This window comes from Natronomonas amylolytica, from assembly GCF_037031205.1.
Taxonomy (GTDB): domain Archaea; phylum Halobacteriota; class Halobacteria; order Halobacteriales; family Haloarculaceae; genus Natronomonas; species Natronomonas amylolytica.
Genome location: NZ_JAYEZM010000001.1, coordinates 61,871 through 88,096, shown reverse-complemented (window position 1 = coordinate 88,096; position 26,226 = coordinate 61,871). Strand labels below are relative to the sequence as shown.

Genomic DNA, 26,226 nt, shown 5'->3' with positions numbered 1-26,226 from the left:
GGGCGCCGTTTAAAAACTGAATCGCTCTCGACCCGTCTTCTACCGGTATTCGTTCAGTCGCTTTTTGAGTCGCTTCGCCGACTGGCCAGCAGCGCCGAAGTATTCGCGTTCGGTGTCGGCGCCCTCGCCGGCGAAGATGATGCCGCGAGAGGAGTTGACCAGTCCGACACCGTCGGCGAGGCCGTATTCGACGGCGGCCTCGGCGTCGCCGCCCTGTGCGCCGACGCCGGGCACGAGGAAGGGCAGGTCGACGAGTTCGCGGACGGATTCGAGTTCCTCGGGTGCCGTCGCGCCGACGACGAGGCCGACGTTGTCGTTGTCGTTCCACTCCGCACAGCGCTGGGCGACGTACTCGTAGAGGGGCTTGCCGTTGCCGATGTTGAGGTTCTGGAAGTCGGAACCGCCCGCGTTCGAGGTCCGACAGAGGACGATGACGCCCTTCTCGTCCATCGAGAGGTACGGTTCGAGCGTGTCCCGGCCCATGTAGGGGTTGACCGTCATCGCGTCGGCGCCGAGGCCGTCGTCGTCCAGCAGGTTCGCGTACTGGCGGGCGGTGTTCCCGATGTCGCCGCGCTTGGCGTCCAGCAGGACGGGCACACCCTTGCCGTGGGCGTAGGCGACCGTCTCCTCCAGCGCCCGCCAGCCGTCGGCGTCCTCGTAGAAGGCCGCGTTCGGCTTGTAGCAGGCCGCATGCTCGTGAGTCGCGTCGATGATTCGGCGGTTGAACTGCCAGCGCGGCAACTCGCCGTCGAGAAAGTCCGGCAGGCGGTCGAGGTCCGGGTCCAGCCCGACGGAGACGACGCTGTCGGTGGATTCGATGCGGTCGGCGAGGTCGTCGAAGAAGCCCATTTACCGGCGTGTGGCGGGCGGTGTTTATAAGCGCACCCGTTTCGTCGGTGGTTCAGTCGTCGGTGTCGAGTCTCTCTGCGACGGCACGAACCACCCGAAGTGCGCTCTTTACCTCCGCGCCGTTCTCGACGAAGACCAGCGTTCGCGGTGGGTCGACGGCCTTGGGTCGGACGCGAAGCCCCTCCGAATCGCCTTTTTCAGCGGCGATGTCGACGCCGACGCGGAACTCCACGTGGGCGCGGTCGGGGTGGACGTACACCTCGGCGAGGCGCTCCGATTCATCGTCTTCGATAGCGTACGCGAAGGCACCGGCCTCGGTGGGTTCCACGTCGGTGTCGGCGTCCGTGACCGACAGGCGGCCGAGCGCGCCGCGTTCGTAGCCGTGAATCTCCGAGGAGAGTAACTGCCCGATACGCCTGCCGTCGGTGATTTCGTCTTTGACCATTTATAACTCCAAGCGGGCGGCGTCCGCGAGTTCCTGAACGTCGATTCCCTGCCGATGTGCGTAGAGGACGGCCGCGGCCTCGATGGTGACCGCGAGATTCGACTGGAGGGTGTTGACGGCGGCGACGGCCTCTTGCTTGTCGTGGCCGGCCTCGACGAGTGCCCCGAGGACGCGTTCGAAGGTCGACCGCTCTTGCAGGATGGACTCGTCGGGGACGAAGTCCTCGGGCACGTCGACCTCGTTGGGGTCGAACTGGACGGTCAACTCGCCGTCGGCGCGGTCGACCATCCCCTCGCTGGCGGCGACGTCGACCAGTCGCTTCGCCTGGTCCGGCGAGAACCAATCGCGGTCCAGCGACAGCGCGACGACGAAGGCGCTTTCCCCCATCTCGCGGCTCCCCTCCTGTCGGAAGGGCGCGGCGACTGCCGTCCGGAGGCTCATGCGTGTTGGCTGACGTGGCGCGGCCAAATACCCGTCGGTCGCTAGGTGTGCGTTTATAAGTGGGGTTTGGCTACTCCCTGACCGCAAACAGCCGGAAAGCCCTCGGCCCGCTGGCGGTCGCTAAGCAGGATATCCTCCCTCGCTCCGCTCGGTCGGATAGGGCCTGCTTAGCGACTATATAAACGCCACCGGGCCTCACGGGTCGCTTCGCTCCCCGCTCGGCCATACCGAGACGCTCACTTCGTTCGCGTCTCGCACGCCTCGCCCTTTCAGTCCACCAGGAACCGCACCGCACCTGCCCTTCCCCGGGTCGCGAGGGTCGCCGAGGGCGACCACTCGCTCCCGGCCATTTGGATTTATAAATGGCGCGCGCTGGCCGACCGCCGCGAACATCTCGTGAGCGGCGGTCGGGCGGACCCGTGCGAGGGACGACCGAGCGAAGCGAGGGAGTCGGTTGGGGAGGCCTGTGGTGCGGTTGCTGTCCTCGGCGGAATCGAAGGGCGAAGCCGGGTGGACGAAGCACGGCGACGCAAGCACCACAGGAACGACCGAAGGGAGTGACGAGGAGCACAGCGAGCCGCGCGAGTCGAGCCGGCTGAGGGCTTCGGAAGTGTTGTGGTCGAGCGAGTCACGAACGCGCCTCCGGGGACAATAATCGCCAGTCACTCCAACCCGAGGCATTGAAGTACGCGCCCGGGATAGCTAACGCATATGAACAGTCACGGACGGTCCGAGAAGAAACGGACTGGCGGTCGACGACGGAACGTACGCAAAAAGCGCAAGCACGAACTCGGTAGCGAGCCGACCGAGACCCGCGTCGGCGAGGACAAACTGAAGGTCATCGACTCCCACGGCAACACGACGAAGGTCCGTGCCGTCGCTCGCGGTGTCGCCAGCGTCGCCACCGACGACGGCGTCGTCAACGCCGACATCGAGGACGTCGTCGAGAACGCCTCGAACCCCAACTACGTCCGACGGAACATCATCACGAAGGGCGCCATCGTCGAGACCTCCGAGGGCCGCGCACGCGTCACCTCCCGTCCCGGTCAGGACGGGCAGGTCAACGCCGTCCTCGTCGAATAACGCCGCTCGTTTCTCCCGCGCTTTCGCGCCGACAGCACCCGCACTCGACGCCGGCTGATACCGCCCGAAAAACCGTGATATACGTTGCCGTATACCTCAGAGATGGCGTATGAAGGGGCTTAAGTAACCGTCCACGGTGGTTACGAGTAGCAGGGTCCGTTATAGAATGTCCGAGGAATACGAACTAGTCATCATTGGTGGCGGAATATCGGGCGCGTCGCTTCTCTATACGGTCGCGAACTTCACCGACGTAGAGAGGGTCGCGCTCATCGAAAAGGAAGACGAGATAGCGGCGATCAACTCCGATCACACGAACAACTCCCAGACGCTTCACTTCGGGGACATCGAGACGAACTACTCCATCGAAAAGGCCGAGGAGGTAAAGGAGGGCGCCGAACTGCTGGCCGGCTACCTCGAGAACGTCGACGAGGACCGCCGGATGCACAGCAAGCGGAGCAAGATGGTACTGGCGGTCGGCGACGAGGAGGTCGACAAGCTGGAATCCCGATACTACGACGAGGGCTTCGGCGACCTCTTTCCGAAACTCGAACCCATCGGCCGCGACGAAATCGCCGAACACGAACCGGCGGTCGTCGAGGGCCGCGACCCGAACAAGGAACTGCTCGCGCTGCAGACGCCCGACGGCTACACCGTCGACTACGGTCAGACCTCGAAGTCCTTCGTCGACGACGTCCGCGACGAGTCCGGCGTCGACGTCTTCACGGGCACCGAGGTCAAGGACATCAAGGAGACCGACGACGGCTTCGATATCTGGACCGACGAGGGCTCCTTCTCGGCGGAGACGACCGTCGTCGCCGCCGGCTCGCATAGTCTCCAAGTCGCTCAGGAGATGGGCTACGGCGAACACCTCTCGCTGCTGCCGGTCGCCGGGAGTTTCTTCCTCGCCGACGACCTCCTGAACGGGAAGGTCTACACCCTCCAGATGAAGAAACTCCCCTTCGCCGCGGTCCACGGGGACGCCGACGTTCACGACCCCTCGATTACGCGCTTCGGCCCGACGGCGAAACTCGTGCCCGCCCTCGAACGCGGCCGGGTCTCGACCGTCAGCGACTTCTTCGACGTCTTCGGCCTCCGTGCCAGCGCGTTCCTGAGTTACGCGAACATCCTCTCGGACCGCGTGCTGCTGCCGTACGTCCTCCAGAACCTCGTCTACGACCTGCCGGAGGTCGGCAAGCGCTCGTTCCTCCCGCACGTCCAGAAGGTCGTGCCGAACGTCGAGGCCTCCGACATCGAGCGCGCGAAGGGCTACGGCGGCGTTCGGCCTCAGATCGTCAACACGCGCAAGAAGTCCCTCGAGATGGGCGAGGCGAAACTGGTCGAGGACGACATCATCTACAACATCACGCCCTCGCCGGGCGCCTCGACCTGCCTGAAGAACGCGATGCGCGACACCCACCAGATCGTCGAGTTCCTCGACGGCGACTACGAGTTCGACGAGGAAGCCTTCCGCAGCGAGACCATCGACAACTTCCCGCGTGTCGACAGCGGTGGCCCCACGGTCGATGCCGACGCCGAGAGCGAGACCGCCGAAGCCGACGACTGAATCGGGTTTCAGCCGGTAGTCGCACGATTTTTGTCGCTTCCTGTACGTAGCGGTTCCCGGCCGATTCAGCCTCGGCTACCGTCAGGGGAACTCCCGAAGCGCGTCCAGCAGTTCGTCGAGCGGTTTCGTCGTCGTCGCGAGCGACACGCCGTCGGCCCGGGCCAGCGCCGGCGCGTGCTCCCAGAGGTCCTCGTCCTCGATGCCGTGGAGGACGACGGCGGAGGGCGTCGGCGTGACGACCCGAAGCGCTACCAGCGGCGATTCACCCCGCGTCACGTCCGTGAAGACGAGCGCGCGATTGGTCGACTGACCGTAGAGGCGGTAGAACTCCTCGCTGGAGAGCCGTTTGATGGCCTCGACGCTGTTGATGACTGTGTGGCCGGCGATGGTCTCGGCCTGTCCCGTTACGACGGGCTTGGCGTCGATGGTCCGGTGAAAGCGGGTAATCGGAACGGTCGTCGAGTATTCACGGAGGTCGTAGACCACGTCGGATTCGAATCCGGCCGAGATGACCCGGGCGTGTTGGCGAACGCGGTCGCCGCCGCGGCGTTCGTCGACGGCGAGCAGTCCCTCGACGACCCGGCGGACGACGCGAACGCCGGGGTTCTCCCGTCGGCCGCTCTCGTAGTCGGAGACGACCGAGGCCGAGACGTCCAGTTCCTCGGCCAGCGTCGTCTGGGCGACGTCGAACTCCTCGCGCCACTTCCGTAGCGTCGCTCCGGGGTCTGCGGAGAGGGTGACCTCGCCGGCGATGCGCTCGGCGAGTTCCTCGCGGGGGTCGCGCATACCCCAAGCCAGCGCGCCGACGGGTATAAGCGTGCCTTCGTGGCGCCGTCGCTGGCTCGGACTCGCCCCTTCAGTCCCAGCACATGTCCGCCCGCGAATTTAAGCGGGTTCGGACGAAGGGGCCGATAATGCCGCCGACCCTCGTCAACGTCGCCGTCGGCGTCCTCATCGGCGTCTCCCTTTTAGGGGCGGCCTTCGACCGCCGGTCGTTGGCGGTCGTCGCCGTCGCCGCCGCCCTGCCCGATTTCGACGCGGTCCTCAGTCTCCTCGTCCACGGCACGACGAACGCCGCCCTCCATTCGGCGTTCGTCCCGCTTGCGGCCGCTGGCCTCCTCTACTGGGATACCGAACGCCGCGAGGAGTCGTGGCTCCGGGCCCGCTATGGCTGGTACGGCGTCCGGGTCGCGTGGGTCGCCGTCGCCGCCTACGCCGTCGCCGGCATCGGCCTCGACCTCTTCAATATCGAGAGCGTCGCGGTGCTCTATCCCCTGTCGAACGACTACTACGCCATCGTCGGCAAGTTCGTCCTCTCGACACAGGAGGGGGTCGTCCAGACCTACGTCGAGTTCGGCAACAGCGTCCTGTCGGTTCGGACCGTCGGCACGACCGAGAGCCGCCACATCGCGACGTGGGTCAACCCGACGGCCGGCACCAGCAATCCGCCCGGCGCCGAGCGAACCGTTCGAATCGTCGATTCGGCGTGGCAACTCGTCGTCGTCATCGGGGCTATCGCCACCATCCCAGCCAAGTTCGCCGTCGAAGGGGGGCGGCACTGATGCCGTCGACGATAGTTCAGGTCGGCCTCGCGTTCCTCGTCGGCGTCGGCCTCCTCGGCAGCTACTACGACCGCCGGGCGGCCGTCTTCCTCCTCGTGGCGGTCCTGCTGCCGGATGCCGACACCCTCGTCGGGTTCGTGATGAACGGCGCCCACCGGACGCTGTTGCACAACGTCCTCGTGCCGGTGGGCGGGATGGGGCTCCTCTACTGGGAGACCCACGCCCGGGAGGCGTCGTGGATACGCCACCGGGTCGGTGACTACGGCACGCGGCTTCTGTGGGTCGGCGCCTTCGTCCACGTCTTCGCTCACATCTCCCTCGATTGGACGCATCTGGAGGGCGTCAACATGCTGTGGCCGCTCCGCGACCAGTTCTTCAAACTGGATGGCGAAGCCTACTACTCGACGGCCGAGGGCTTCGTCCAGACGTTCGTCGAGGTGTTCGAGGACCCCGATACCGGCCAGCAGTCCGTCGACGTCGGCGGCGGCGGGGGTCGACAGGAGACCCACGTCTCGAACCCCGCTCAGCCCTCCGCGAACCCCTCGTCGGACGGCCCCGTCGACCGGCGGGTTCCCATCGCGGTACAGGGGTGGCAACTCTACCTCATCGTCGCCGGTCTCTTCGTCGCCGTAGCGAAGCGGTTTCAATCCCCCGGCGTCTCCGAGTCGAACGATGAGTGAACGCCCCGAGGGAATCACGCTTCGCCCCTACGACCCGAGCGACGACGCCGACCGACAGGCGCTGTGGGACCACAAAATCGCCTTCGAGACCGGCCTCGGTACCGGAACGGGCGGCGACGAGAAGGCCGCCAAATACGAGTCGAAGCTGGACGACGCCTACCGCCGCCGCTGGCTGTCGTGGGTCGACCGCTGCATCGACGACGAGGACCGCTGTCTCCTGCTCGCGGAGGCCGCGGCCGATGCCGGAACCGACCGCACGGACGGCGTCGTCGGCTACATCTTCCTCCTCCCCGAGCGACTCGCCTTCATCTGGGACGCCGCGGTCATCAACGAACTCTACGTCGCTCCCAACTGGCGCGGCGAGGGGGTCGCCGACGCGCTCATCGAGGCCGCCGTCGACGTGGCCCGCGGACAGGACCTGCCGCTGGACCGGCTACTGCTCGACGTCGACAGGGACAACGAGCGGGCCTACGCGTTCTACGAACGCCACGGCTTCGAGCCGTGGGGAGAAATCGTCGCTCGGGAGCTATGAGCCGCCGGTGCTGTCTTCGGCAGTGACGGAGGCGAGGATACCGCCGATGGCACCGAACACGACCGGATAGACGATGCCGGCCAGCAGAATCGTCGGCAGCAGGTCGGGTTGACCGCTGGCGCCGCCGGCTTCGACGCGGAAGAGGAATGCCCCGACTATCGAGAGCACCAGATATCCCGGAACGACGAACGCACCAGCGACGGCGCCATCGTTCGCGTCGGTAACTCCCTGATAGCGGCCGATCGCGAGTCCCGAAGCGAGCAGGAGCAACGGCGGAATCACGTACAGCAGCGCGGTGAAGCCGTCCTCACCGCCGACGAAGTTCGCCGCACTGGTTCCGAAGAACCCCGCATCGATGATGGTATCGGCGAAGTGGGAGTTGAAGAACACCCACCCGACGAGTTCGTAGGTCGCATCGCCGTCACCGAACGCCTGGGCGAACTGGTTCAGTGTGGACTCACGGAGGTCGGAACTTACCAGTACGTAGGTGAACACGTAGCCGAGCAGCCACGCGATAGCGCCGGCGACGGCGCCGGGGACCAGTGGAAGGCTATCCGCATCGATATTGGACGACATAACAGTACTCTGGACTCCTCTCTGGGTAAATAATTTTGTGGCTCTCGAAAGGACGAACTACGACAGCGTCGCTTCGGTGTCGACGCCGTAGACCCGCGCCGGCGTCTCGACGTGGGCGCGGTAGAGGGCCTCCCCGTAGCCCGCCTCGGCGAGCCACTTCGTCCGGTTGGGGACGGTCTTCGGGCCGAAGACCGCGCCCGGTCGGTCGGGGTCGTCGATGAAGTCCGTCTCCATGAAGAAGGGCCAGTCGCCCTCACAGGCCCGCTGGAGTTCGTCCTTGTCGCAGATGACGCTCGGAATCGGCCCTTCGATGTGACCGTTCGAGTAGTGTTTGACCACCCGCTCGCGGGGCAGGCCCTCGGCTTCCGCCCACTCGGCTATCTCCTCGAAGTCCTCGCCGCCCTCGGTGTGCAACTGGACGGCACAGCCGACCTCCGCGGCGCGCTCGAAAGCATGGCGCATCACCTCGTTGGAGGCGTCCCAGACTGCGTCGCTGACGTCGTAGTGCGGGCGGCCGGATTTGATGGCCAGCGCCGGCCCCTCTGCGACGTACTCGGCGGCCACCTCGATGCCGGTTTTCATCAACTCGGCGGCCTCCTCGGGGTCGAAACCGCGGTCGGTCAACTGCGATATCAGACCGGGGTGAACGCCGAGGACGGGCCACGCGCGGCCCGTCAGAATTTCGTCGGCCTCCTCGGTCACCTCGATAGTGAGTTCGAACGTCTCGCGGAACCCCTCGGCGCCCTTGACGTCGCCGACGAGGTGCCACGAGGGCTTGTTGAGGACGTTCATGTGGGTGCCGCCGACGTTGGCGAAATCCTCGGCCGCCTCGGCGCCGCGGCCGTTCACCGGGTCGAGATGGAGGTGGTTGTCGAGAATCGGGCCGTCGTACATGAATGCCGGTTCGGCGGGCAGGACAAAAAGCGGCAGGGAACGCGGTGGCTGCACCACGCGTCCGTGGGCCACCTAGATGTAGTTCACGACGCCGACGCTCTCCAGGAGGAGCCATCCCACGAACGCGAAGTACATCACGAGCATCGCGCTGGCCTCCCCGTCGGATATCTCCATGTCCGTCCGGGCGAACGTGAAGAGGACGATGGTGGCGATAACCAGAAAGCCCATCATCGGCACGGCATCGGTAAAGGAGACCGTCGTCGCGCCCGCCAGCAGGACGCCGGCGGGGATGGCCACGAGCAGGTCGAAGATGTTGCTCCCGAGGACGTTCCCGAGGCTGACGGCGGGTTCGTCGATGCGGGCGGCGGCGACGCTGATAAGGGCGTCCGGAAGGCTCGTCGCCGCGGCGACGACGGTCATCCCCCAGAGGAACGACGGCGTCCCGAAGGCATCCCCGAGGCCGATGGCCGACCAGACCAGCGCCTCGATGCCGGCGATGATGAGTGCGATGCCGGCGAGGAGTTTGCCCCACTCAATGAGGAGGTCCCGCAGGGACAGGGTGACGGCCTTCACGTTGGCGTCGCTGATGTCGAGATACTGGATGAAGACGTAGAGGCCGTACAGCGCCAGAAGCGACAGCGCGAGCGGCCGGGTGATGTCCCCGCGAAGCCCCGCCCCCTCGGCCGGATTGTAGATGACGGCAAACGAAAGCACGAGGAACAGCGACGCGACCGAGAGCATGTAGAACTGGGCCTCCTTATAAACGACGTCGCGGCCGGTATCCAGCGAGCCGTCGGCGAGCAGCGCCGACAGCGCCGGAATGACGAGGATGTTGAAGACGGCGGAGCCGACGATGACGCCGACGCCGAGTTCGAACTCGCCGTAGCGGACCGTCGAGATGACCGCACTCGCCAGTTCGGGCGCCGACGACCCGACGGCGGCGATGAGCGCGCCCTGAATCAGCCGCGGGAGAGCGTAGTGTTCGGCGAGCGTTCCCGAGGCGCCTTCGAGCCACGACGAACCGGCCCAGACGATGGCGGTCGCCACGAGGCCGACACCGAGCAGGACGGGCACCGAGGCCATTATTCGAGCGTCACCTCGTCGTGGGCGGCGTTCCGCAGCGCGTCCGAGCGACCGTACGTGCCGGGGGCGACGGCGACGGTGTGGAGCCCGCGTTTCTTCGCGGTCTCGATGACGGGCTTGAAATCGGTGTCCCGCGAGACGATGACGAGCGTGTCGATACGGCCCTCGACGGCCGCTTCGACGGCGTCGACGGCGAGTTTCACGTCCACGTCGCCGCTGGTGGTGACGACCTCGAACCCGCGGGCCTCGGCGGCCTGAATCAGGCCGCCGCCGGCGTTCTCGTCGACGTAGACCCGGGCGATGGCGCTGGACCCCTCGCGTTCGGCCAGCGCCCGCAGGTCGTCGAGGTCGACGTCGAACTCCTCGCGGAAGACGTTCGGCCCATCGACGAAGATACCGACGGCGGGGGCCGACGTCCCGCTTCGGAGTCGGTCGAACAATCCCATACCGACCACTCCGAGCGGCCCCGTCTAATCGCTGGCGGTCCGCCGCGGCGGGCGGAGTGGGAAGACCTTACTCCCCGGCCGCCGAGGACGCAGGTATGTCCCTTCGAACGCCGCCGCTCGGCGCCGTCCACGCCGACGCGGGCGCGAAACTGACCGAGTTCGGCGGGTGGGAGATGCCCGTCGAGTTCGACTCCATCCGCGAAGAACACGAGGCCGTCCGCACCGCCGCCGGGAAGTTCGACGTCTCACACATGGGCGAAATCGAGGTCTCGGGCCCCGACGCGACCGCCCTCATGAACCGCCTGACGAGCAACGACGTCACCGAACTGGGAGCGGGCGACGCACAATACGCGACGGTCACCGACGAAAACGGCGACATCATCGACGATACGGTCGTCTACCGGCTTCCCGACCGCGAGGACGCCGACTTCCTGTTCATCCCGAACGCCGGCCACGACGACCAGATGTACGACCGCTGGACGGCCCACGCCGACGAGTGGGGCCTCGATGTCACGGTCGAGAACGCCACGACCGACTACGGGATGGTCGCCCTGCAGGGCCCCGACGCCCTGTCGCTGCTGGCCGAACTGTGCGAGGACCCGAGCGACATCACCCGCTTTACCGCCGAACACCGCGAGGTGGCCGGCGTCGACTGTCTGGTCGCTCGCACCGGCTACACCGGCGAGGACGGCGTCGAGTTGCTCTTCGACGCCGACGACGCAGAGGCCGTCTGGTCGGCGCTGGACTGCCAGCCCTGTGGGCTCGGGGCCCGCGACACGCTCCGCCTCGAAGCCGGCTTCCTGCTTTCGGGACAGGATTTCGATATCGACGAGAATCCCCGCACCCCCTATGAAGCCGGCATCGCCTTCGTCGTCGACCTCGATGCCGAGTTCGTCGGCCGCGACGCGCTGGCCGAGATACACGAACGTGGGGTCGACGAACGGCTGGTCGGCTTCCGACTTCAGGAGCGGGGCATCGCCCGCCACGGGTACGACATCGCCGTCGACGGCGAGACGGTCGGCGAGGTCACGAGCGGGACGATGAGTCCGACGCTCGGCGAGGCCATCGGCCTCGGCTACGTGCCCACCGAGTACGCCGACCCCGGTACCGAACTCGACGTTCTCGTGCGTGACCGCGAAAAGCGGGCCGAGGTGGCGTCGCTGCCGTTCTACGAGCGGGACTGAACACTCCCGCCGAATCACCCAGTAGGGTGTACGTTATTTATACTGCCCTCGTAGTACTGGCGTGGCCACACTGAGTCAGGAGGGATGGAAACACCTGTTCGTCGTGCTACTCGCGGTTCTCGTCTTGGTGATGGTCGTCGTCCTCGCGACGGCGCTGATAACGAACATTCTCATCCCGGAGTTCTTCGAAACATCCGCTTTCCGCCCGTGACGCGCCGGTACGCGCTGTATATTTTTAAATCGAGCCCGCGTTAGACCCGTATGGCACTTCGACGAACCCTGATATCGGTCGGCGTCGGCGGTGCGGCCTTCCTCGTCGCGAGCGTCGCCGGTTTCACGGTGTTCGGCGGGGACTTCCCGTCGGTGTTCTACGTCCTTCCGATAGCCCTCGCCAGCGCGCTCGTCGGGGCCGCCGGAACCTACGTCCTCTTCGGGTCACGTCGGCCGCGACCGGTTCGCGCCCTGCTGACCGGGGTGGCCGCCTTCGGGTACTCGGTGTTCCTGCTGTGGTTCGTCAGATACTCGGTTGCCCGGACGAGGAGCCTTCTACCGTTCGATTCGATTGCCCTCCTGAGCGTCGCCGTCGCCCTCGTGGTCGCCGCGCTGGCGTGGCGTTCCCGACCGATAGCGGATGAGGCGTAGTCGGCGGGTATCCCGAAAGCGGGGCATAGAAAGCACTACATTCCCCACGGCGGAAACGCCACGTATGAGCTTCGAGGTTCCCGAGGACTGTCGGTATCTGGAGTCCCACGAGTGGGCGCGCCGCGAGGACGGAACTGCGCGCATCGGCATCACCGACTTCGCACAGGACGAACTCGGCGACGTGGTCTTCGTCGAACTGCCCGAGGTCGGCGACGCCATCGAGAAGGACGCCGATTTCGGCGTCGTCGAATCCATCAAGGCCGTTTCGGACCTCTATGCCCCCGTTTCCGGCGAGGTGACGGCGGTCAACGAGGACCTCTTCGACGCCCCGGAACTGGTCAACGAGGCCCCCTTCGGCGACGGGTGGATGCTGGAGGTCGACCTCGCCGACGAAAGCGAGTACGAGGCGCTGCTGTCGCCCGACGAGTACGAGGCCCAACTGGGCTGAGGACCCGACCGTTCGTAACTAGAGGCCGTGATAGCGCCAGCGATACCGGCGCACAAACACATAAGATGCGTGCGGCCCTATTATGGAATAACCGAATGGTCGACGAAACCCAGCTCGCGGAGAGCAAGTCCATCCACAGGCGGACTGGGAAGACCTTCTATTATGCGACGCGGCTGCTTCCGGAACGGGTCCGTGAGGCGACGTACGTCCTGTACGCGTTCTTCCGTGTCGCGGACGAGGTCGTCGACAATCCCGAGGGGATGTCACCCAGCGAACAGCGCGAGCGACTGGCGGAGATTCGGCGGCAAGCCCTCGGCGAGGAACCCACCGACGACCCCGTCCTGTCGGCCTTCTGTGAACTCCGGGAAACCCACGACATCCCGGTGGAGGAAGTCGAGGTGTTCATCGACGCGATGATGGCCGACATCGACACCGACCGCTACGAGACCTACGAGGACCTCGAGGTCTATATGCGCGGGTCGGCCTCCGCCGTCGGCGTCATGATGACGATAATCATGGATACCGACGACGAGAATACGGCGGTTCCGCACGCCCGCAAACTCGGTGAGGCCTTCCAGTTGACGAACTTCCTTCGGGACGTCCGCGAGGACATCGTCGACCTCGACCGGATATACCTGCCGCGGGAGACGTTGCGGACCTACGACGCCGACCCCGGGGACATCGAGAACCTCCGGTTTACCGACGAGGTCGGCGATGCGATCCGTCACGAACTCCGACGGGCCGAACGGCTCTACCGCGAGGGGGTCGCCGGCATCAAGTACCTGCCCCGCGATTGCCAACTGCCCGTCCTGACGGCGGCAGTGTTGTACGCCGAGCATCACCGACTGATTCGCGAGCAGGACTACGACACCGTCTCCGAACAGCCCTCCCTCAGCACGCTTCGGAAGCTCTCGCTCATCGTCCGCACTCGGTGGCACTGGATGCGGCACGGCGACCCCGAGACCGTTTTCACGAAGGTCAGCGCGGTCCGGATGGCCGAAGACAGGGGGCCGATGGCCCGACCCAAGGACCCGCTGCCGATGCACTAATCTGTGGATTCTACCGACCGCGCCTACGAACTCGGCTTCCAGTCGCTCGACGAGGAGGTGGTCGACCGGCGGCTCCCCGTCGAGGGGTCGGTCCCGACGTGGCTCTCCGGCGCCCTGATACGGAACGGTCCCGGCTCCTTCGAGTTCGGCGGCGAGCGGGCGACCCACTGGTTCGACGGCCTCGCCATGCTCCGCCGGTACGGCTTCGAGGACGGCGAGGTTCGGTACACGAACCGCTTTCTCCGCAGCGAAGCCTACGAGGACGCCCAGTCCGGGGCGACGGCCGGCGAGTTCGCCAGCGGCGGCGGGCCGCTTCGGGAGGCCCGTCGCTGGCTTCGCGCCCTCGGACCGCCCGCCTCGACGGACAACGCAAACGTCCACGTCGCCCGGTTCGGCGACCACTACGTCGCGCTGACCGAAGCGCCGCGACGGGTCGCCTTCGACCCGACCACGCTGGAGACCCGAGGCGAGTTCCGCTGGAACGACGAGATTCGAGAACACCTCGCGACTGCTCACTTCTCGGTCGACCCGCACCGCGGCGAAACGGTGGGCTATGCGACCGCCTTCGGCCGACAGTCGAACTATCACTTCTACCGCGTTCCGGACGGGTCTGCCGAGCGCGAACAGTTCGCCTCGGTCGATGCCGAGGGGCCGGGCTACGTCCACGACATCGCCATCACCGAGCACTACGCCGTGCTCGTCGAACCGCCGCTCCGCATCGCGCTCCTCCGGGCGCTGTTGCCGTGGCGGGAAGGGTTGCTCGATATGCTCGAATACGACGCGGACCGCGACGCCCGGTTCGTCGTCGTCGACCGCGATTCCGGAGCCCTCGTTGCGGACCTTCGAACGGACCCGTTCTTCGTCTTCCATCACGTCAACGCCTACGAGGACGGCAGCGACGTCGTGGTCGACCTCGTGGCCTTCGAGGACGCCGCCATCGTCGAGGCACTGACCTTCGATGCCCTGTCGGCGGACGCCTTCGCCGCGGCGCCGGACGGCCGACTGGTCCGGTTCCGGCTGTCGCCGGACTCGGAGGCGGTGACCCGTACCCGTCAGTACGACGGCGGTCTAGAGATGCCGACGGTCCCCCGGGCGGTTCGGGGCCGGCACTACCGGTACGCCTACGCGCAGGCGACGGACCGCCGCGGCGCGAACGGCCTCGCCAAAATCGACGTCGAGTCGGGCACGGCCAACGAGTGGTGGGAGCGCGGCGTCTACGTCGAGGAACCGCGGATGGTCCAGCATCCCGAGGCCGACGCAGAAGACGACGGCGTGGTGCTAGCGCCCGCGCTGGATACCGAAGCCGAGCGCTCGATGCTCCTGCTTTTCGACGCGAGGACGCTGACCGAACTGGCGCGGGCGCCGCTTCCGCACGTCGTCCCCTTCGGCTTCCACGGGCGGTACTTCCCCGAGGTCTAGCGCTCCGGGAAGTCGAACCGGTCGACCTGCCACAGCGCGTAGCCGTAGCCGACCGCCAGCACTGCGGGCACCCAGTTGCCGTAGAAGGCGTTGACGAAGCCCCACAGGATGACGAAGCTCACGAGGTCGTCCAGCATGAACGGGCAGGCGTCGAGGCGGGCCAGCAGACCGCCGCGGTCGAAGACGAAGTCGAGTACGAGGACCGCGACGGTCGCCGACAGGACCCACCCGGCGTAGTTCAGCCACGGGACGCCGTAGTAGAGGCCGCCGGCGTCGTAGCTCCAGAAGCCGATGGCGACCGCCGCGGGGTCGAGGACGAGGTCCATGCCGACGACGGCGGCGATGACGACCGGCACGCGAAGCGCCGCGTTTCGGGCCGACTCGCCCAACACGAGCAGACACAGCAGGTAGGCGTTGAGAACCAGCGGCAGGAAGAACAGCGGCAGGGCCGCCGGTATCGCATCCGCGACCATCGGCCCGAGGTCGACGCCGTACTCGAAGTTGCCGTACGGATAGCCCGTGAGCACACCGACGAACTCGATGCCGTAGGTGTAGGCACAGAGGGCCAGCAGGCCGATTCCGGCCTTCCGGGTCAACAGCGGCGCGACCCCGGCGATGAGCGGGAGGCGCATGACCGCGACGCCGAGCAAGACCAGATAGGGATTGAACGAGAGGGGGTCGGGGAGCAGCCCTTCGGCGGAGGCCAACAGCATGACCGCCCCGACCGTCGGGAAGACGACGGCGATGGTGAATCGGTTGTCGTCGACCAGCGCATCGAGACGACGTTCGAGTTGCTGGCGCGTCGGCACCTCTCGCGTCGTCGCAACGGCGCCGTCGCCGTCAGCCATACAGCATCACCCACAGGGCGCTCAGCGTCAGGACCATCCCGGCGGCGGTGTTGAGGAACGGGAACCACCAGTAGGCGCGGTCCACGCTCACGTCGCTGGCGACGATGCCTGCGATGAAGACCGGATAAACCCCGAGCACCGCGGCGAAAAACGGGTGGACGAACCCGAAGACGGCGGCCGCCGCGAGCCAGCAGGCGGCGCAGTAGGCGTAGGTCCGCGACTCGCCGAGGAACGTCGCGGTCGTCTCGATGCCCGCCTCGCGGTCCGGTTCGATGTCCGGAATCGCCGAGAAGGTGTGCATGCCCATCGCCCACAGCCAGCCGCCGGCGATGGCGGCGAGCGGTGGCCCCTGTCCCGTCAGGCCCGCGTAGGCGACGACGCCCGGCAGGATGTAGAGGCCGTTCGACAGCGAATCGAGGAACGGCGTCGTCTTGAACCGGAGCGGCGGCGCGCTGTATTCGACCGACAACAGGAGGAAGGCGGCCATCGCGGCGACGCCGACCGTCGGGAGGAACGGAACGAAGGCGACGCCGAGAAGCCCCGAAACGACGACCGCGGCGGGGACCAGTCGGTCGCCCTGATAGCGGACCTCGCGGTCCTCTTTCTTGGGGTTCTCGGCGTCGATGTCGGCGTCGAAGACGTCGTTGACGCCGTAGAGGAAGACGTTCGCCGGAACGAGGAAGTACGCGAAGAGCGCGACGGCAAGCGGCGAGAACAGGTCGTCGACGCCGCTTGCGGCGTAGGCGACGCCGACGATGACCGGCCCCGCGAGATACAGCCAAAAGCGGGGACGGGAGGCCCGGAGCAGGTAGCCCGAGGCCGTCGATTCGCTCGGAAGCAATCGGTCCAGCGCGTGGTCGGTCATGTCAGGAGGCGTCGTCGATGAGCGCGTCCGCGGCGTGTTCGCCGCTGATGAGACACATCGGGACGCCGATGCCGGGGGTGGTGTACGAGCCGGTGAAGTAGAGGCCCGGACACGATTCCGAGCGGTGCGGCGGCCGGAAGACGGCGGTCTGTCGGAGGGTGTGTGCGAGGCCGAGGGCCGTCCCCGCGCGACTGTTGTAGCGGTCGGCGAACTCCGAGACGGAGAACGTTTCCTCGAAGACGATGCGGTCCCGCAGGTCCACGCCGGTGCTCTCGGCGATGTCGTCGAGGATGAGGTCCCGGTACCATGTCCGGACCTCCTCGCTGTCGTCGAGTCCGGGGGCGACCGGCACGAGCGCAAAGAGGTTGCTGTGGCCCTCCGGGGCAACGCTGTCGTCGGTCTTCGAGGGGACACAGAGGTAGTAGGCCGGGTTCTCGGGCCACTCGGGGTCATCGAATATCTGCTCGAAGTGGTGGTTCCAGTCCTCGGGCAGAACGAGGGTGTGGTGTTCCAGCGGTTCGACGTCGCCCTCGACGCCCATGTACATCAGGAAGGCGGAGGGAGCGTACGTCCGGGAGTCCCAGTACTCGGCGTCGTACTGGCGTTCGTGTTCCGGAAGCAGTTCCTGTTCGGTGTGGGCGTAGTCGGCGTCGCTGACGACGTAGTCGGCCTCGAAGGTGCCGGCGGCCGATTCGACCTCGAAGCCCTGCTTCCGATTTATTATCTCGCTCACTTCGGCGTCGGTGACGTAGTCGACGCCCATCGATTCGCCCAACTCGACGCAGGCGTCGACGACCGAGCGCATCCCGTTTTCGGGGTAGTGGACGCCGAGGTTGAAATCGACGTGGCTCATCATGTTGTAAAGGGCGGGCGTGTTCGAGGGCGCGCCGCCGAGGAAGACCAGCGAGTACTGGGTTATCTGCCGGAGTTTCGGGTGGTCGAAGTAGTCGGCGACGTAGTCGTCCATCGTCCCCAGCAGTTGGAGGCCGATGGGTGCTGCCCGCATCACGTCGAGGCCGACCCAGTCCCGGAGGTTCGGGCGGTCCTCGTAGACGAACTTGTTCATCGCCGTCTCGTAGTGGGTCTCGGAGGTGTCGAGATACGACTCTAGGGCCTCGCCGGCGCCGTCCTCGTAGGACTCGAAGAGGTCGTACATCTCCTCGCGGTCGGAGGTAATCGCGGCGGAGTCGCCGTCCTTGAAGAAGACCCGGTAGTGCGGGTCCAGCGCCTCCAGTTCGTAGAAGTCGCTCGGGTGGTGGTCGAAGTGGCCGAAGAAGCGCTCGAAGACGTCGGGCATCAGGTACCACGACGGCCCCATGTCGAACCGGAAGCCCTCGGCCTCCAGTACGGAGGCGCGGCCGCCGAGCTGTTCGTTCTTCTCCAGCACGGTCACGTCGTAGCCCGCGTCGGCGAGATAGCAGGCCGTCGAGAGGCCGCCGAAGCCCGACCCCACGACGATGACCCGGTCGGTGGACATACGCACCTCTAGCGTCGGCGACACCATTAAAACGGGTGTGGCGGCGACCCACACGGGGGATGGAAACCGCCTTGTCGGGGCCGCGCGTGGGCGGCGTATGGATACGGCAGTCGTCACCGGGGCCTCCCGTGGCGTCGGCGAGGCGGTCGCGAGACTGTTCGCCGACCGGGGCGCCCACGTCGTCATCTGCGCCCGAGACCAGGAGCACATCGCGGCCGTCGCCGAGGACATCGAGGCCGCAGGCGGGTCGGCGACGCCGATGCGGGCCGACGTCCGCGACGAGTTCGACATCGAGCGCCTGATGGAGACCGCCTCCCGGGAGGGCGAGGCGGCGGGCATCGATTGCGTCGTCGCCAACGCTGGCGTCTACCACGGCGCGCCCGGGGAGACGCCGCTGGCCGAGGAGTCCTATTCGGCGTTCGACGACACCCTCCGAAACAACGCTCGCGGCGTCTTCGCGACGATTCGCGAGGCCGTCCCGCATCTGAACGAGGGTGCCCGCGCCCTCGTTCCCTCCGGAGGAGTCGCCCGGGAGGCGAAGCCTGGATTCGGCGCGTACGCCGTCTCGAAGGCCGCCGCGGAGGCCGTCGCCCGGCAGTTCGCCGTCGAACTCGAAGCCGTCGTCGGCGTCCTCGATCTGGGGCAGGTCGAGACCGAACTGACGAACTACGCGCAGGGGCGGGAACCCGAAGACGTTGCACCGATGTTCTGGTGGGCCGCCAGCGAGGCCGGCGCCGATACCGTTGACGGCGAAGTGGTCGATCTGCGAGAGTGGAAGGCGGCGACCCGCTGATTACTCGCCGAGCGACTCCGCGGCGGTCTGCTCGCCGCGGACGACCAGTACGGGACCGACGGACGCCGACGCGATACGTTCGGCCTCGTCGCCACGGAGGAACGTCGACAGCGACGGCGCCTCCTCACCGATGACGATGGCGTCGTGACCGGGGACCGCATCGATGAGTGCGTCGAACGGCCGAGCGGAGACAACCAGTTCCGTCTCGGTCGTGATGTCCGCGTCTTCGAGTGTACCGGCCGCTTCCTCGAGTAGGGCGTCGGCGCCGTCGGCCTCGCTCGCGAGGAAGAGCGTCACCGTGATATCGCGGTCACCGACGAGTTCGATGACGAAATCGAGGATGCGGTTAACCGCCACGTCGCCCGCGATGGGTACGAGGAGGCGCCCGACGTCGCCGGTCGCGCCGGTGATGGCGTAGGCACGGGCGTCGACGTCGTTGGCCACCCGGTCGACGGTCTGCTCTCGGTCGTGGGTGAACACGAGGCGGGATTCGGCGTCGCCGCCGGCCTCGCGGAACTCCTCGGCGAGGTCCTCCAGCCCCGAGACGGCCCGCTCTTCGAACTGTTCGCGGGCCTGGTCGGTCGGCGTCTGCTCGGGGAGGACGTGGTAACCGAGGACGGTCACGTCCATGGTCCCCAGGAGGTTCATCAGGCCGTAGGAGACCGAGCCCCCTTCGAGAATCTCGACCGGGACGAGTACGCGAGTCATTACAGTGCCCCCTTGAGTTCGATATCGCGCGCATAGTAGAAGTACCATGCGGCGCTGCCGAGCATGATGGCGAAGCCGAGAACCTGCGAAAGCAGTTGCATGAACCCGATAAGCGCGAAACTGGATACCGCGCCGACGCCTGCTACGAGCCGATAGGCCGGCACCCGGAAGTCGGGGTCGTACCACTCGGGTTCGTCGCGGCGCAGGGCGACCAAGGCGACACAGATGAGCCCGTACATGATGAGATGGAGGAACGAGGCCACTTCGGCGAGTATCTCGACGCGACCCGTCGCCGTCAGCGCGAGAATCGGCCCGCCGGCCATCCCCAGCGCGACATGCGGGGTGCCGTACTTCAGGTTGATTCTGCTGGCCCACTTCGGCAAGAGGGCGTCCTTCGAGACGGCGTAGATGGCCCGCGACGTCGAGAGAATCGAGGCGTTCGCACTCGACATCGTCGCCAGCAGGCCGCCGAAGAGGATGGCGAGGGCGCCCGCCGGCCCGAGCAGGTCGCGGCCGACGGCGACCATCGCGGTTTCACCCTCCACCGCCAGTCGCTCGGCGCCGAAGGAACTCGTCGCCACGAAGATGGTCGTCACGTAGAGGACGCCGACGATGAGGACCGACCCGACCATCGCCAGCGGGAGGTTCCGGCCGGGGTCCTTCATCTCGCCGGCGACGGTGGCGACCTGTGCGAAGCCGAGATAGGAGGTGAAGACGAGCGCGGCCGTCGAGAGGACGGGCACGTATCCGAACGGCGCGAACCGCTCGGGGGCAGTCGGTTGGCCGACGATGCCGACGGCGTCGAGGACACCGAACCCGAGGAAGACGGCGAGAATCGACAACAGGAGGGCGACCACGCCGTTCTGGAGTTTGGCGGCGTTTTCGGTCCCGGTCACGTTCAGGGCGGTGAAACCGGCGCCGACCACGAGCGCCAGCGGGATGACCCAGTCGGCGCCGACGGCCACGCCCACCTCGGCCAGCGAATCGACCGCGTAGTAGCCGAACCCGACCAGATAGAAGGCCGTCGCGAAGACCAGCCCGAACCACAGCGACAGGCCGACGACAGCGCCCGCGAGCGCGCCGAGGCCGCGAGAGATGAAGTAGTAGCCGCCGCCGGATTTCGGCATCGCCGTCGCCAGTTCGGAGGCCGGTAGGGCGACCAGCAGCGCGATGACGGTGCCGATGCCGAAGGAAAGCGCCGCGGCGGGCCCCGCGTTGCCGGCTGCCAACCCCGGGAAGACGAAGATGCCGGCACCGATCATCGTCCCAATACCGATGGCGAGGCCGCCGGATAATCCGAGCGTCCGTTCCAGTTCGGCGTTCTCCGTGACCGTCGCCTCATCCGTTTCGACGACGGTCTCGGAGACGGGTGCCTCCCCCTCGATGTTGGTGCCGCTGGCTCCGCCACTCATTCCGTGCGGAGTTCCATTCGGCTACGGTTTATGCGTATCCCCGGTGCCGCGCTACGAGCGTACCGACGGCTCATAGGCCGGTCGGGTGGTCGAGATACGTCGTCTCGACGTCCCACGTTGCCACGAGGTCAGCGAGAGCCTGCACGCCGAAGGTCTCGGTCGCGTAGTGGCCGGCGAGGAAGACGTTCACACCGGCCTCGCGGGCCTCGTGGTAGACCTTCTGTTTGCCCTCGCCGGTGACGAAGGCGTCGACGCCTGCCTCGGCGGCCTCCCGAATCCAGTCGGCGCCGCCGCCGGTGACGATGCCGATATCCTCGATTTCCTCGGGGCCGAAATCGAGCACGTCGACCGGCTTGCCGCCGGTATCTAGTCCGGAGAGCCGGTCCCGGAGGCGCTCGACAGTATAGGGCGTCTCGGCACGGACACGCTGGCCGATATGAACGCCGCCGGCCTCGCCGAACGGTTCGACGAGTTCGCAATCGAGGTAGTCGGCCAGTCCTGCGGCGTTGCCGAGTTCGTCGTGGCCGTCTAGCGGGAGGTGGGAGACGTAGAGGTCGAGGTCGTTCTCGACGAGGGTGGCGACGCGGTCGTATTCCAGTCCCGTCACACGGTCGAGGCCGCCCCAGACGATGCCGTGATGGACGACGAGGACATCGGCGCCGGCGGCCGCTGCGGCCTCGAAGGTGGCTTCGACGCCGTCGACTGCGAACGCGGCGTGTTCGACCGTGTCGGCCGGTTCGACGCTGCCGACCTGCAAGCCGTTGGCGCTGGCGTCGGCGCTTGCGTACTCGTCGTGGTCCAACAGGTCGTTCAGGCGGTCGCGGAACTCCGAGAGGTGCATACTCGAGTCGTCGGGCGGCGGGCATTTGTATCGGTCGCCCTGCCTGCTCACTCGGCGTCGGTGTTCGCCGCCCCGCTCGCGGTCGCCTCGCCCTCGGGATTCTGGAGCGTCACGTCGAAGGTGACCGTCTCGAAGGCGGTTTCGGTCTCGGCGTTCTGGGAACCCACCACGTCGACCCGGAGGGTGAGTTCGACGGTCGTCGTCACGACCTCGCCAGGGCCGAGGTTCGTGCCGAAATCGCTCCTCGTCACCGCATCACCGACCGCCGTGATGTCCACGCGGTCGAACGCAAGGGCCACCGCTCCGTCGACGGCATCGAGGCCGTCACCGTCGGTGCTCACGCCATCCGCCGCTGTCGTCCCGTCGAACAGCAGGTCGTAGCCGGACTCGCCGTCGAGCGCCGCCGAGAGAGTAAGGCCGATACGGTCGAGGCCGCCACCGAAATCCGACCACTCGACGGCCAGTTCCGGCGCGACGGTCACCGCGTCGAGTTCGCCGTCGTTGCGCTCGATGCGGACGTCGGCGGCGTCGAGAACGTTCTCCGTTTCGACGGCGACGGACGGCCGGGTGGCGACGTAACTGCCGCCGGCGATAGCGCCGCCCGCTCCGGTGGCGGCGGCGAGGCTCTTGAGAACGGTGCGGCGCGAGGGAGTGGGTCCCGTCATGCTACGACGGGATGGGCCCGGTTTGGTATATAAACCTCAGCCGAGGGTCGCCTCGGCGTGGGCGAAGACGAACGTCTGGAGGAGTTTGCCGGCCAGCGAGGCGGCCTGTCCGTCGTCGCGGTCGTTGACCTCGACGACGTCGAAGCCGACCGACTGGGGTGCAACCGCGCGGACGACGTCGCGCATCTCGCGGGGCTGAAGGCCGAACGGTTCCGGCGTGCCGGTCCCGGGGGCGAATCCGGGGTCGGCGGCGTCGATGTCGACGCTGAGGTAGGCGTCGCCGTCGAAGTCTGGTTCCCAGTCGGGGACATCCTCGGGCGGAACGACGGTCACGTCGGCCTCGCTGGCGCGGTCCCACTCGTCTTCGCTGCCCGTGCGCACCCCGAGGAGGACGGCCTCGTCGGCGATATCGAGGGCGTGGTTCGTGACCGTCGCGTGGGCGTACTCATCGCCCGCGTAGGCCTCGTATAGGTCGAGGTGGGCGTCCAGACAGACGTAGACGTCGGGGTCGGCGGCGCGGAGGCCGGCGACGGTGACGGTGTGTTCGCCGCCGAGGAGGAGCGGCAGGCGGCCGGCGTCGTGGTGGTCGGTCAGTTGGCCGGTCAGAAAGTCGAGGTAGTCGGGAACGTCGCCCCACGGGGCGACGTCGCCCGAGTCACAGGCGAGGTCCGAGAAGTGCCGGCCTGTGCGCTGGTCGTATTCGTCGAACGGGCGGGCGAATCGACGGATGCGGTCGGGCCCGAAGCGGGCGCCGGGGCGAAACGTGGTAGAAACGTCGAGCGGTGCGCCGACGACCGCGTAGGCGGCGTCGTCCAAAGCGGCGCGCGCACCGGGAAAGTCGCCCATTACCGTCGTGCCCTATTTAAACAACCTTGCGCTGGCCTTCCCACTCGAGGTACTCGATGTCGTCGTCCGGGCTGGGGTCAAGGTCCTCGGGGATACGCATCGTGATGGTGTCGTAGGTGTCGAGGTCCATGACCTGCATGTCGTTGCCGGAGATGGAGACGACCTGACCCTGCTTGCGCTCTACGATGGGGACCCAGACCTTCTGGTCGACGGGCTGGGTGAAGTTGCGCTTCTGGCCGTCGAAGACGCCGGTGCCCTCGACGCGGGCCTTCGCACTCCCGTGCTTGCCGGGCTTGGACGTGCTGTAGGCAGTGATCTTACACGGCACGTCGTCGATCAGTACGTAGTTGCCTTCCTGAAGGTCTCGGACCTCAGTCTGCTCTTTCGGCATACCCACGGCTTCCCGTCGGGACAGTATAAACCGTTTGGATGCGCCCGAGGGTGTTATGCCGCCACGTAGCCGCTATCGGCGCGTTCGGCCAGCCCGAAGACGACCGCCCACTCCAGAATCCGGTAGACGCGCTCCCGCCAGACGGCCTCGGGGTCGGTATGGCGGAGCCGCTCCCACTGTGGAAGCCGGTCGGTGAGTCGGTCGAACACCGCATCGAGGTCGAGCGGGTCGTCGGCCGCATCGAGCAGATTCACCACGTCCTCGGCCAGATATATCCGTTCCAGAAACGCCGCACGAAGGTCCCCGGGATTAGCGTCACGCTGGAGTCGGTGGTACTTCCCGTCGTCTTCCTCGACCAGTCGCAGAGCGCGCAGGAAGGTCAGCCACTCCTTGGCGCTGTCCTGCGAGCCCACGTCGGTCCGCTGTATCACCCTCGCACAGCAGGAGGTCTCCTCGTCGGGCACCAGCGGGACCGCCGCCTGTATCTCCGCGACCGTCTCGACGGACTCGACGGGTTCGGGAAGGACCTTGAACTTCATTTATAAGCCGAAGCTCTCGGCGAGCAGGGCCTCGTCGGTGCGGCCCACCACTTCGACGCCCTCGCCGACGATGTCGATGGTCACCTGCGCGGGCGCGAACACCTCGACTGGCAGGTCGTAGAAGTCCCATTCGTGGTCCTCGAAGACCTCGACGAACGGGTGGCCGAACTCCTCGCGGGCCGTCGAGGCGACCTCCTCGAAGCGGTCGAAGTCGCTGTCGACTGTCATGTGGACCTGCCCACCGTAGGCCAGCGCGTCGTTGGTCCGGGCCATCGCGAGTTCGTCGCTTTCGGCGACGGGCGCGACGGGTGCCGAGGCGGTAACGGTCAGCATCTCCAGCGGGTCGTAGCCGAGTTCCGACAGCCGGAAGGCGGCGAGTTCGGCGGCACGGGCGGCCAAGGCGACGCTGCCGGTCACGCTCGCCGTCGAGAACGTCGGCAGGAAGACGCTCGAGACGGGCACGCCCGTCATGTCCGCGACGTGTTCGGCGACTGCCTCACCGGGCAGTTCCTCGCTTTCGACCGCCAGCACGCCGAAATCCGAGGCGTCGCGGTAGCCGATGCGCTGGAACTCGTCTTCCTCGGCCACGAGCGCCCGGGCGGGCCCGCTGCCCAGTCCCTCGAAGCCGTCGACCGACAGCTCCCAGCCGGCCTTCTGTGCGCAAAGCAGCGCCATCGCGGGGTGGTCGGTCGATATCTCGACGTGGGTCAGCGGTGCGCCTTCGATTTCATCGATGCCGGTCTGGACCGTCGCCAGCCCGCCGGTCTGAATCTCCGCCAGCAGCAGGCCGGCTTCGATGCCGCCCGGCGAGTCGACGCCGAAATCCAGTACCATCGCACCGTTGTCGAGTTCGTGTACCTCTATCGCGAGTTCGTCGGCGAAGTCGATGGCCTCGTCGGTGAGTTCGAGGGCCATCCGATTGAGACTCTCCATACCGAACGTGGGGCGGTTTCGCTCAAAAGGCTTCGTGACTCGGCGTCGGGCGAAGACACTTCGGTTTCGGCCCTACTCGCCAGCGACGGCGCGGTTCGGAGAGGCATCGAGGCTTCGACTCCGACTGACCGCGCCGAGGGTCAGTCCGAAGGCCGCAAACGACAGCGCGAGGATGAGCAACTGGCCGCGACTGCCGAAGGCCTGCCGGGCGATGATGAGTTGGCTGATGACGGCGAGTGCTGCGGTGCCGCCGGCCAGCGAGACGCCGCGGGCAGCGAGTTCGCGGCCCCACAGCGCGACGGCGACCAGCGCCGCGAAGACGGCGAACCCGAGGCCGTAGTAGACGAACTGCGCGACTTCGCCGAAGGTGACGAACAGCCGCGGCGTCAGCGCGACCATGACCGGGTAGCCGAGCAGCGCGAGGCCGCCGGCCTGCTGGATGCGGTCGAGCGAGACGGGGCTGGCTTCGGCGTAGGCCCACACGGTCGCGGCCACGAGCAGACCGAGGATGGTCGCCGCGAAACCGAAATGCAGCGTCAACACGACGATGGAGTAGCCGAAGACGAGTTCGTGGACGAGCACCGTGAACGCGCCGAAGACGATTTGAACGGGCGTGATGACGAGCGCCGCCAGCGTCGCAAAGCGGACGCGGCGCGGGTGGCTGCCGCGCCACGCGGCGATAGTGGAGCCGATGATGAGAAAGCCGGTTATCATCGCCACCAGCCGGTGGGACCACTCGATGAAGGACATGAAGTTGGCCGGGAAGAGGCCGAAGACGGCGCCGTCACACAGCGGCCACCGTGCCTCACAGGTCAGGCCGGCCCCCGAGGTGGCGGTCAACACGCCCACGAGCGCGGTGAGCGCGGTCGTGATGGTCGTGACGAACAACAGCCGGCGGAGGTCCATACTCGTCGCTGGGACCTGCGGGAGTAAATACCCCCCGAAACCGGCTGTGTCGCCCGGAGCGGGGCTCCGGAGGCGGGGCGGCGACGGTTGGGGCAAGGCCTGCCG

Annotated in this window: 32 protein-coding genes; 12 read left to right on the top strand and 20 right to left on the bottom strand. The window is 66.9% G+C overall.

Annotated features, from left to right (window positions below; genetic code table 11):
- Window positions 1–39: 39 nt before the first annotated feature.
- From pyrF to U5914_RS00520, 3 genes are read right to left on the bottom strand one after another with little or no spacing between them, the layout of a single operon-like run.
- A complete protein-coding gene (pyrF, locus tag U5914_RS00530; RefSeq protein WP_336133388.1) occupies window positions 40–849 on the bottom strand; it encodes an orotidine-5'-phosphate decarboxylase in 810 nt (269 codons plus the stop codon).
- A 52-nt stretch (window positions 850–901) separates the two neighbouring features.
- Window positions 902–1,294 carry a DUF7993 family protein gene (locus U5914_RS00525; RefSeq protein ID WP_336133387.1) on the bottom strand — a complete coding sequence of 131 codons (393 nt, stop codon included), beginning with the start codon at window positions 1,292–1,294 and terminating at the stop codon, window positions 902–904.
- Window positions 1,295–1,735, bottom strand: a complete 441-nt coding sequence (locus tag U5914_RS00520; RefSeq protein WP_336133386.1) for a DUF2240 family protein — start codon at window positions 1,733–1,735, stop codon at window positions 1,295–1,297.
- Window positions 1,736–2,446: 711 nt separating this feature from the next.
- Between U5914_RS00520 and U5914_RS00515 the strand changes: the two genes are divergently transcribed.
- Complete coding sequence (locus U5914_RS00515; RefSeq protein ID WP_336133384.1) at window positions 2,447–2,818, top strand: 30S ribosomal protein S8e; 372 nt, start codon at window positions 2,447–2,449, stop codon at window positions 2,816–2,818.
- 166 nt (window positions 2,819–2,984) lie between these two features.
- Window positions 2,985–4,382: an FAD-dependent oxidoreductase gene (locus tag U5914_RS00510; protein ID WP_336133383.1), complete on the top strand. Its 1,398-nt coding sequence runs from the start codon at window positions 2,985–2,987 to the stop codon at window positions 4,380–4,382.
- A gap of 81 nt (window positions 4,383–4,463) precedes the next feature.
- Here U5914_RS00510 and U5914_RS00505 read toward each other — a convergent pair whose 3' ends face one another.
- Entirely contained in the window at window positions 4,464–5,168 is a 705-nt protein-coding gene (locus U5914_RS00505; RefSeq protein WP_336133382.1) for a helix-turn-helix domain-containing protein, read from the bottom strand.
- Between the two features lie 128 nt (window positions 5,169–5,296).
- On the opposite strand from U5914_RS00505, the gene U5914_RS00500 reads away from it, so the two are divergent.
- Genes U5914_RS00500 through U5914_RS00490 form a run of 3 tightly spaced genes read left to right on the top strand, consistent with a single transcriptional unit; the run spans window position 5,297 to window position 7,156 of the window.
- Entirely contained in the window at window positions 5,297–5,944 is a 648-nt protein-coding gene (locus tag U5914_RS00500; RefSeq protein WP_336133381.1) for a metal-dependent hydrolase, read from the top strand.
- The gene (locus tag U5914_RS00495) at window positions 5,944–6,624 is read left to right on the top strand and encodes a metal-dependent hydrolase (protein ID WP_336133380.1); all 681 of its coding nucleotides are present in this window, start codon (window positions 5,944–5,946) and stop codon (window positions 6,622–6,624) included. Before U5914_RS00500 ends, U5914_RS00495 begins: the two co-directional genes overlap by 1 nt.
- Window positions 6,617–7,156, top strand: coding sequence for a GNAT family N-acetyltransferase (locus tag U5914_RS00490; protein ID WP_336133378.1), 540 nt, complete (start codon window positions 6,617–6,619; stop codon window positions 7,154–7,156). The genes U5914_RS00495 and U5914_RS00490 overlap by 8 nt, the downstream gene beginning before the upstream one ends.
- Here U5914_RS00490 and U5914_RS00485 read toward each other — a convergent pair.
- The 4 genes from U5914_RS00485 to U5914_RS00470 form a co-directional block, all read right to left on the bottom strand.
- On the bottom strand, window positions 7,151–7,732 hold the full coding sequence (locus U5914_RS00485) for a DUF7978 family protein (protein ID WP_336133377.1): 582 nt from the start codon (window positions 7,730–7,732) through the stop codon (window positions 7,151–7,153). The two genes, U5914_RS00490 and U5914_RS00485, sit on opposite strands and share 6 nt — an antisense overlap.
- 57 nt (window positions 7,733–7,789) lie before the next feature.
- The gene (locus U5914_RS00480; protein ID WP_336133376.1) at window positions 7,790–8,626 is read right to left on the bottom strand and encodes a TatD family hydrolase; all 837 of its coding nucleotides are present in this window, start codon (window positions 8,624–8,626) and stop codon (window positions 7,790–7,792) included.
- A gap of 72 nt (window positions 8,627–8,698) precedes the next feature.
- The gene (locus tag U5914_RS00475) at window positions 8,699–9,709 is read right to left on the bottom strand and encodes a sodium:calcium antiporter (RefSeq protein WP_336133375.1); all 1,011 of its coding nucleotides are present in this window, start codon (window positions 9,707–9,709) and stop codon (window positions 8,699–8,701) included.
- Window positions 9,709–10,155, bottom strand: a complete 447-nt coding sequence (locus U5914_RS00470) for an NYN domain-containing protein (protein ID WP_336133374.1) — start codon at window positions 10,153–10,155, stop codon at window positions 9,709–9,711. Before U5914_RS00470 ends, U5914_RS00475 begins: the two co-directional genes overlap by 1 nt.
- 95 nt (window positions 10,156–10,250) lie before the next feature.
- Here U5914_RS00470 and gcvT point away from each other — a divergent pair, with 95 nt between their 5' ends.
- From gcvT to U5914_RS00440, 6 genes are all read left to right on the top strand, one after another.
- Window positions 10,251–11,339, top strand: coding sequence for a glycine cleavage system aminomethyltransferase GcvT (gene gcvT, locus U5914_RS00465; RefSeq protein WP_336133373.1), 1,089 nt, complete (start codon window positions 10,251–10,253; stop codon window positions 11,337–11,339).
- Between the two features lie 61 nt (window positions 11,340–11,400).
- Window positions 11,401–11,550 carry a hypothetical protein gene (locus U5914_RS00460; RefSeq protein WP_336133372.1) on the top strand — a complete coding sequence of 50 codons (150 nt, stop codon included), beginning with the start codon at window positions 11,401–11,403 and terminating at the stop codon, window positions 11,548–11,550.
- A gap of 50 nt (window positions 11,551–11,600) precedes the next feature.
- Window positions 11,601–11,981: a DUF8147 domain-containing protein gene (locus tag U5914_RS00455; RefSeq protein ID WP_336133371.1), complete on the top strand. Its 381-nt coding sequence runs from the start codon at window positions 11,601–11,603 to the stop codon at window positions 11,979–11,981.
- Between the two features lie 64 nt (window positions 11,982–12,045).
- Window positions 12,046–12,429 carry a glycine cleavage system protein GcvH gene (gene gcvH, locus U5914_RS00450; RefSeq protein ID WP_336133370.1) on the top strand — a complete coding sequence of 128 codons (384 nt, stop codon included), beginning with the start codon at window positions 12,046–12,048 and terminating at the stop codon, window positions 12,427–12,429.
- Between the two features lie 95 nt (window positions 12,430–12,524).
- The gene (locus U5914_RS00445) at window positions 12,525–13,478 is read left to right on the top strand and encodes a phytoene/squalene synthase family protein (RefSeq protein WP_336133369.1); all 954 of its coding nucleotides are present in this window, start codon (window positions 12,525–12,527) and stop codon (window positions 13,476–13,478) included.
- 3 nt (window positions 13,479–13,481) lie between these two features.
- On the top strand, window positions 13,482–14,897 hold the full coding sequence (locus U5914_RS00440) for a carotenoid oxygenase family protein (protein ID WP_336133368.1): 1,416 nt from the start codon (window positions 13,482–13,484) through the stop codon (window positions 14,895–14,897).
- Here U5914_RS00440 and cruF read toward each other — a convergent pair.
- From cruF to U5914_RS00425, 3 genes are read right to left on the bottom strand one after another with little or no spacing between them, the layout of a single operon-like run.
- A complete protein-coding gene (gene cruF / locus U5914_RS00435) occupies window positions 14,894–15,745 on the bottom strand; it encodes a bisanhydrobacterioruberin hydratase (RefSeq protein WP_336133367.1) in 852 nt (283 codons plus the stop codon). The genes U5914_RS00440 and cruF overlap by 4 nt on opposite strands.
- Complete coding sequence (locus U5914_RS00430; protein ID WP_336133366.1) at window positions 15,738–16,610, bottom strand: prenyltransferase; 873 nt, start codon at window positions 16,608–16,610, stop codon at window positions 15,738–15,740. The genes cruF and U5914_RS00430 overlap by 8 nt, the downstream gene beginning before the upstream one ends.
- A gap of 1 nt (window position 16,611) precedes the next feature.
- Window positions 16,612–18,087, bottom strand: a complete 1,476-nt coding sequence (locus U5914_RS00425) for a phytoene desaturase family protein (RefSeq protein ID WP_336133365.1) — start codon at window positions 18,085–18,087, stop codon at window positions 16,612–16,614.
- Window positions 18,088–18,184: 97 nt separating this feature from the next.
- Between U5914_RS00425 and U5914_RS00420 the strand changes: the two genes are divergently transcribed.
- Window positions 18,185–18,880 carry an SDR family NAD(P)-dependent oxidoreductase gene (locus U5914_RS00420; protein WP_336133364.1) on the top strand — a complete coding sequence of 232 codons (696 nt, stop codon included), beginning with the start codon at window positions 18,185–18,187 and terminating at the stop codon, window positions 18,878–18,880.
- Here U5914_RS00420 and U5914_RS00415 read toward each other — a convergent pair whose 3' ends face one another.
- From U5914_RS00415 to U5914_RS00375, 9 genes are all read right to left on the bottom strand, one after another.
- A complete protein-coding gene (locus U5914_RS00415; protein ID WP_336133363.1) occupies window positions 18,881–19,588 on the bottom strand; it encodes a universal stress protein in 708 nt (235 codons plus the stop codon).
- Window positions 19,588–21,000 (bottom strand): APC family permease, encoded by a 1,413-nt coding sequence (locus U5914_RS00410; RefSeq protein WP_336133362.1) that lies wholly within the window; start codon window positions 20,998–21,000, stop codon window positions 19,588–19,590. The genes U5914_RS00415 and U5914_RS00410 overlap by 1 nt, the downstream gene beginning before the upstream one ends.
- Window positions 21,001–21,070: 70 nt before the next feature.
- Window positions 21,071–21,841, bottom strand: coding sequence for a Nif3-like dinuclear metal center hexameric protein (locus U5914_RS00405; protein WP_336133360.1), 771 nt, complete (start codon window positions 21,839–21,841; stop codon window positions 21,071–21,073).
- A gap of 47 nt (window positions 21,842–21,888) precedes the next feature.
- Window positions 21,889–22,506, bottom strand: a complete 618-nt coding sequence (locus tag U5914_RS00400) for a hypothetical protein (protein WP_336133359.1) — start codon at window positions 22,504–22,506, stop codon at window positions 21,889–21,891.
- A gap of 36 nt (window positions 22,507–22,542) precedes the next feature.
- Window positions 22,543–23,352 carry an arginase family protein gene (locus U5914_RS00395; RefSeq protein WP_336133358.1) on the bottom strand — a complete coding sequence of 270 codons (810 nt, stop codon included), beginning with the start codon at window positions 23,350–23,352 and terminating at the stop codon, window positions 22,543–22,545.
- 16 nt (window positions 23,353–23,368) lie between these two features.
- Complete coding sequence (locus tag U5914_RS00390) at window positions 23,369–23,743, bottom strand: translation initiation factor IF-5A (RefSeq protein WP_336133357.1); 375 nt, start codon at window positions 23,741–23,743, stop codon at window positions 23,369–23,371.
- Window positions 23,744–23,796: 53 nt separating this feature from the next.
- Window positions 23,797–24,282, bottom strand: a complete 486-nt coding sequence (locus tag U5914_RS00385; RefSeq protein WP_336133356.1) for a double winged helix-containing putative transcriptional regulator — start codon at window positions 24,280–24,282, stop codon at window positions 23,797–23,799.
- The gene (gene mch, locus U5914_RS00380) at window positions 24,283–25,215 is read right to left on the bottom strand and encodes a methenyltetrahydromethanopterin cyclohydrolase (RefSeq protein ID WP_336133355.1); all 933 of its coding nucleotides are present in this window, start codon (window positions 25,213–25,215) and stop codon (window positions 24,283–24,285) included. It lies immediately after the preceding gene.
- Between the two features lie 72 nt (window positions 25,216–25,287).
- The gene (locus U5914_RS00375) at window positions 25,288–26,121 is read right to left on the bottom strand and encodes a COX15/CtaA family protein (protein ID WP_336133354.1); all 834 of its coding nucleotides are present in this window, start codon (window positions 26,119–26,121) and stop codon (window positions 25,288–25,290) included.
- Window positions 26,122–26,226: the final 105 nt, after the last annotated feature.

Coding starts and splice junctions, on each gene's coding strand:
- U5914_RS00420 (WP_336133364.1), top strand. CDS start 18,185: ATGGATACGGCAGTCGTCACCGGGGCCTCCCGTGGCGTCGGCGAGGCG.
- U5914_RS00415 (WP_336133363.1), bottom strand. CDS start 19,588: ATGACTCGCGTACTCGTCCCGGTCGAGATTCTCGAAGGGGGCTCGGTC.
- U5914_RS00430 (WP_336133366.1), bottom strand. CDS start 16,610: ATGACCGACCACGCGCTGGACCGATTGCTTCCGAGCGAATCGACGGCC.
- U5914_RS00400 (WP_336133359.1), bottom strand. CDS start 22,506: ATGACGGGACCCACTCCCTCGCGCCGCACCGTTCTCAAGAGCCTCGCC.
- U5914_RS00525 (WP_336133387.1), bottom strand. CDS start 1,294: ATGGTCAAAGACGAAATCACCGACGGCAGGCGTATCGGGCAGTTACTC.
- U5914_RS00490 (WP_336133378.1), top strand. CDS start 6,617: ATGAGTGAACGCCCCGAGGGAATCACGCTTCGCCCCTACGACCCGAGC.
- U5914_RS00445 (WP_336133369.1), top strand. CDS start 12,525: ATGGTCGACGAAACCCAGCTCGCGGAGAGCAAGTCCATCCACAGGCGG.
- pyrF (WP_336133388.1), bottom strand. CDS start 849: ATGGGCTTCTTCGACGACCTCGCCGACCGCATCGAATCCACCGACAGC.
- cruF (WP_336133367.1), bottom strand. CDS start 15,745: ATGGCTGACGGCGACGGCGCCGTTGCGACGACGCGAGAGGTGCCGACG.
- U5914_RS00385 (WP_336133356.1), bottom strand. CDS start 24,282: ATGAAGTTCAAGGTCCTTCCCGAACCCGTCGAGTCCGTCGAGACGGTC.
- U5914_RS00500 (WP_336133381.1), top strand. CDS start 5,297: ATGCCGCCGACCCTCGTCAACGTCGCCGTCGGCGTCCTCATCGGCGTC.
- U5914_RS00390 (WP_336133357.1), bottom strand. CDS start 23,743: ATGCCGAAAGAGCAGACTGAGGTCCGAGACCTTCAGGAAGGCAACTAC.
- U5914_RS00495 (WP_336133380.1), top strand. CDS start 5,944: ATGCCGTCGACGATAGTTCAGGTCGGCCTCGCGTTCCTCGTCGGCGTC.
- U5914_RS00510 (WP_336133383.1), top strand. CDS start 2,985: ATGTCCGAGGAATACGAACTAGTCATCATTGGTGGCGGAATATCGGGC.
- U5914_RS00515 (WP_336133384.1), top strand. CDS start 2,447: ATGAACAGTCACGGACGGTCCGAGAAGAAACGGACTGGCGGTCGACGA.
- U5914_RS00405 (WP_336133360.1), bottom strand. CDS start 21,841: ATGCACCTCTCGGAGTTCCGCGACCGCCTGAACGACCTGTTGGACCAC.
- U5914_RS00470 (WP_336133374.1), bottom strand. CDS start 10,155: ATGGGATTGTTCGACCGACTCCGAAGCGGGACGTCGGCCCCCGCCGTC.
- U5914_RS00475 (WP_336133375.1), bottom strand. CDS start 9,709: ATGGCCTCGGTGCCCGTCCTGCTCGGTGTCGGCCTCGTGGCGACCGCC.
- U5914_RS00375 (WP_336133354.1), bottom strand. CDS start 26,121: ATGGACCTCCGCCGGCTGTTGTTCGTCACGACCATCACGACCGCGCTC.
- U5914_RS00425 (WP_336133365.1), bottom strand. CDS start 18,087: ATGTCCACCGACCGGGTCATCGTCGTGGGGTCGGGCTTCGGCGGCCTC.
- mch (WP_336133355.1), bottom strand. CDS start 25,215: ATGGAGAGTCTCAATCGGATGGCCCTCGAACTCACCGACGAGGCCATC.
- U5914_RS00480 (WP_336133376.1), bottom strand. CDS start 8,626: ATGTACGACGGCCCGATTCTCGACAACCACCTCCATCTCGACCCGGTG.
- gcvT (WP_336133373.1), top strand. CDS start 10,251: ATGTCCCTTCGAACGCCGCCGCTCGGCGCCGTCCACGCCGACGCGGGC.
- U5914_RS00485 (WP_336133377.1), bottom strand. CDS start 7,732: ATGTCGTCCAATATCGATGCGGATAGCCTTCCACTGGTCCCCGGCGCC.
- gcvH (WP_336133370.1), top strand. CDS start 12,046: ATGAGCTTCGAGGTTCCCGAGGACTGTCGGTATCTGGAGTCCCACGAG.
- U5914_RS00505 (WP_336133382.1), bottom strand. CDS start 5,168: ATGCGCGACCCCCGCGAGGAACTCGCCGAGCGCATCGCCGGCGAGGTC.
- U5914_RS00520 (WP_336133386.1), bottom strand. CDS start 1,735: ATGAGCCTCCGGACGGCAGTCGCCGCGCCCTTCCGACAGGAGGGGAGC.
- U5914_RS00395 (WP_336133358.1), bottom strand. CDS start 23,352: ATGGGCGACTTTCCCGGTGCGCGCGCCGCTTTGGACGACGCCGCCTAC.
- U5914_RS00410 (WP_336133362.1), bottom strand. CDS start 21,000: ATGAGTGGCGGAGCCAGCGGCACCAACATCGAGGGGGAGGCACCCGTC.
- U5914_RS00455 (WP_336133371.1), top strand. CDS start 11,601: ATGGCACTTCGACGAACCCTGATATCGGTCGGCGTCGGCGGTGCGGCC.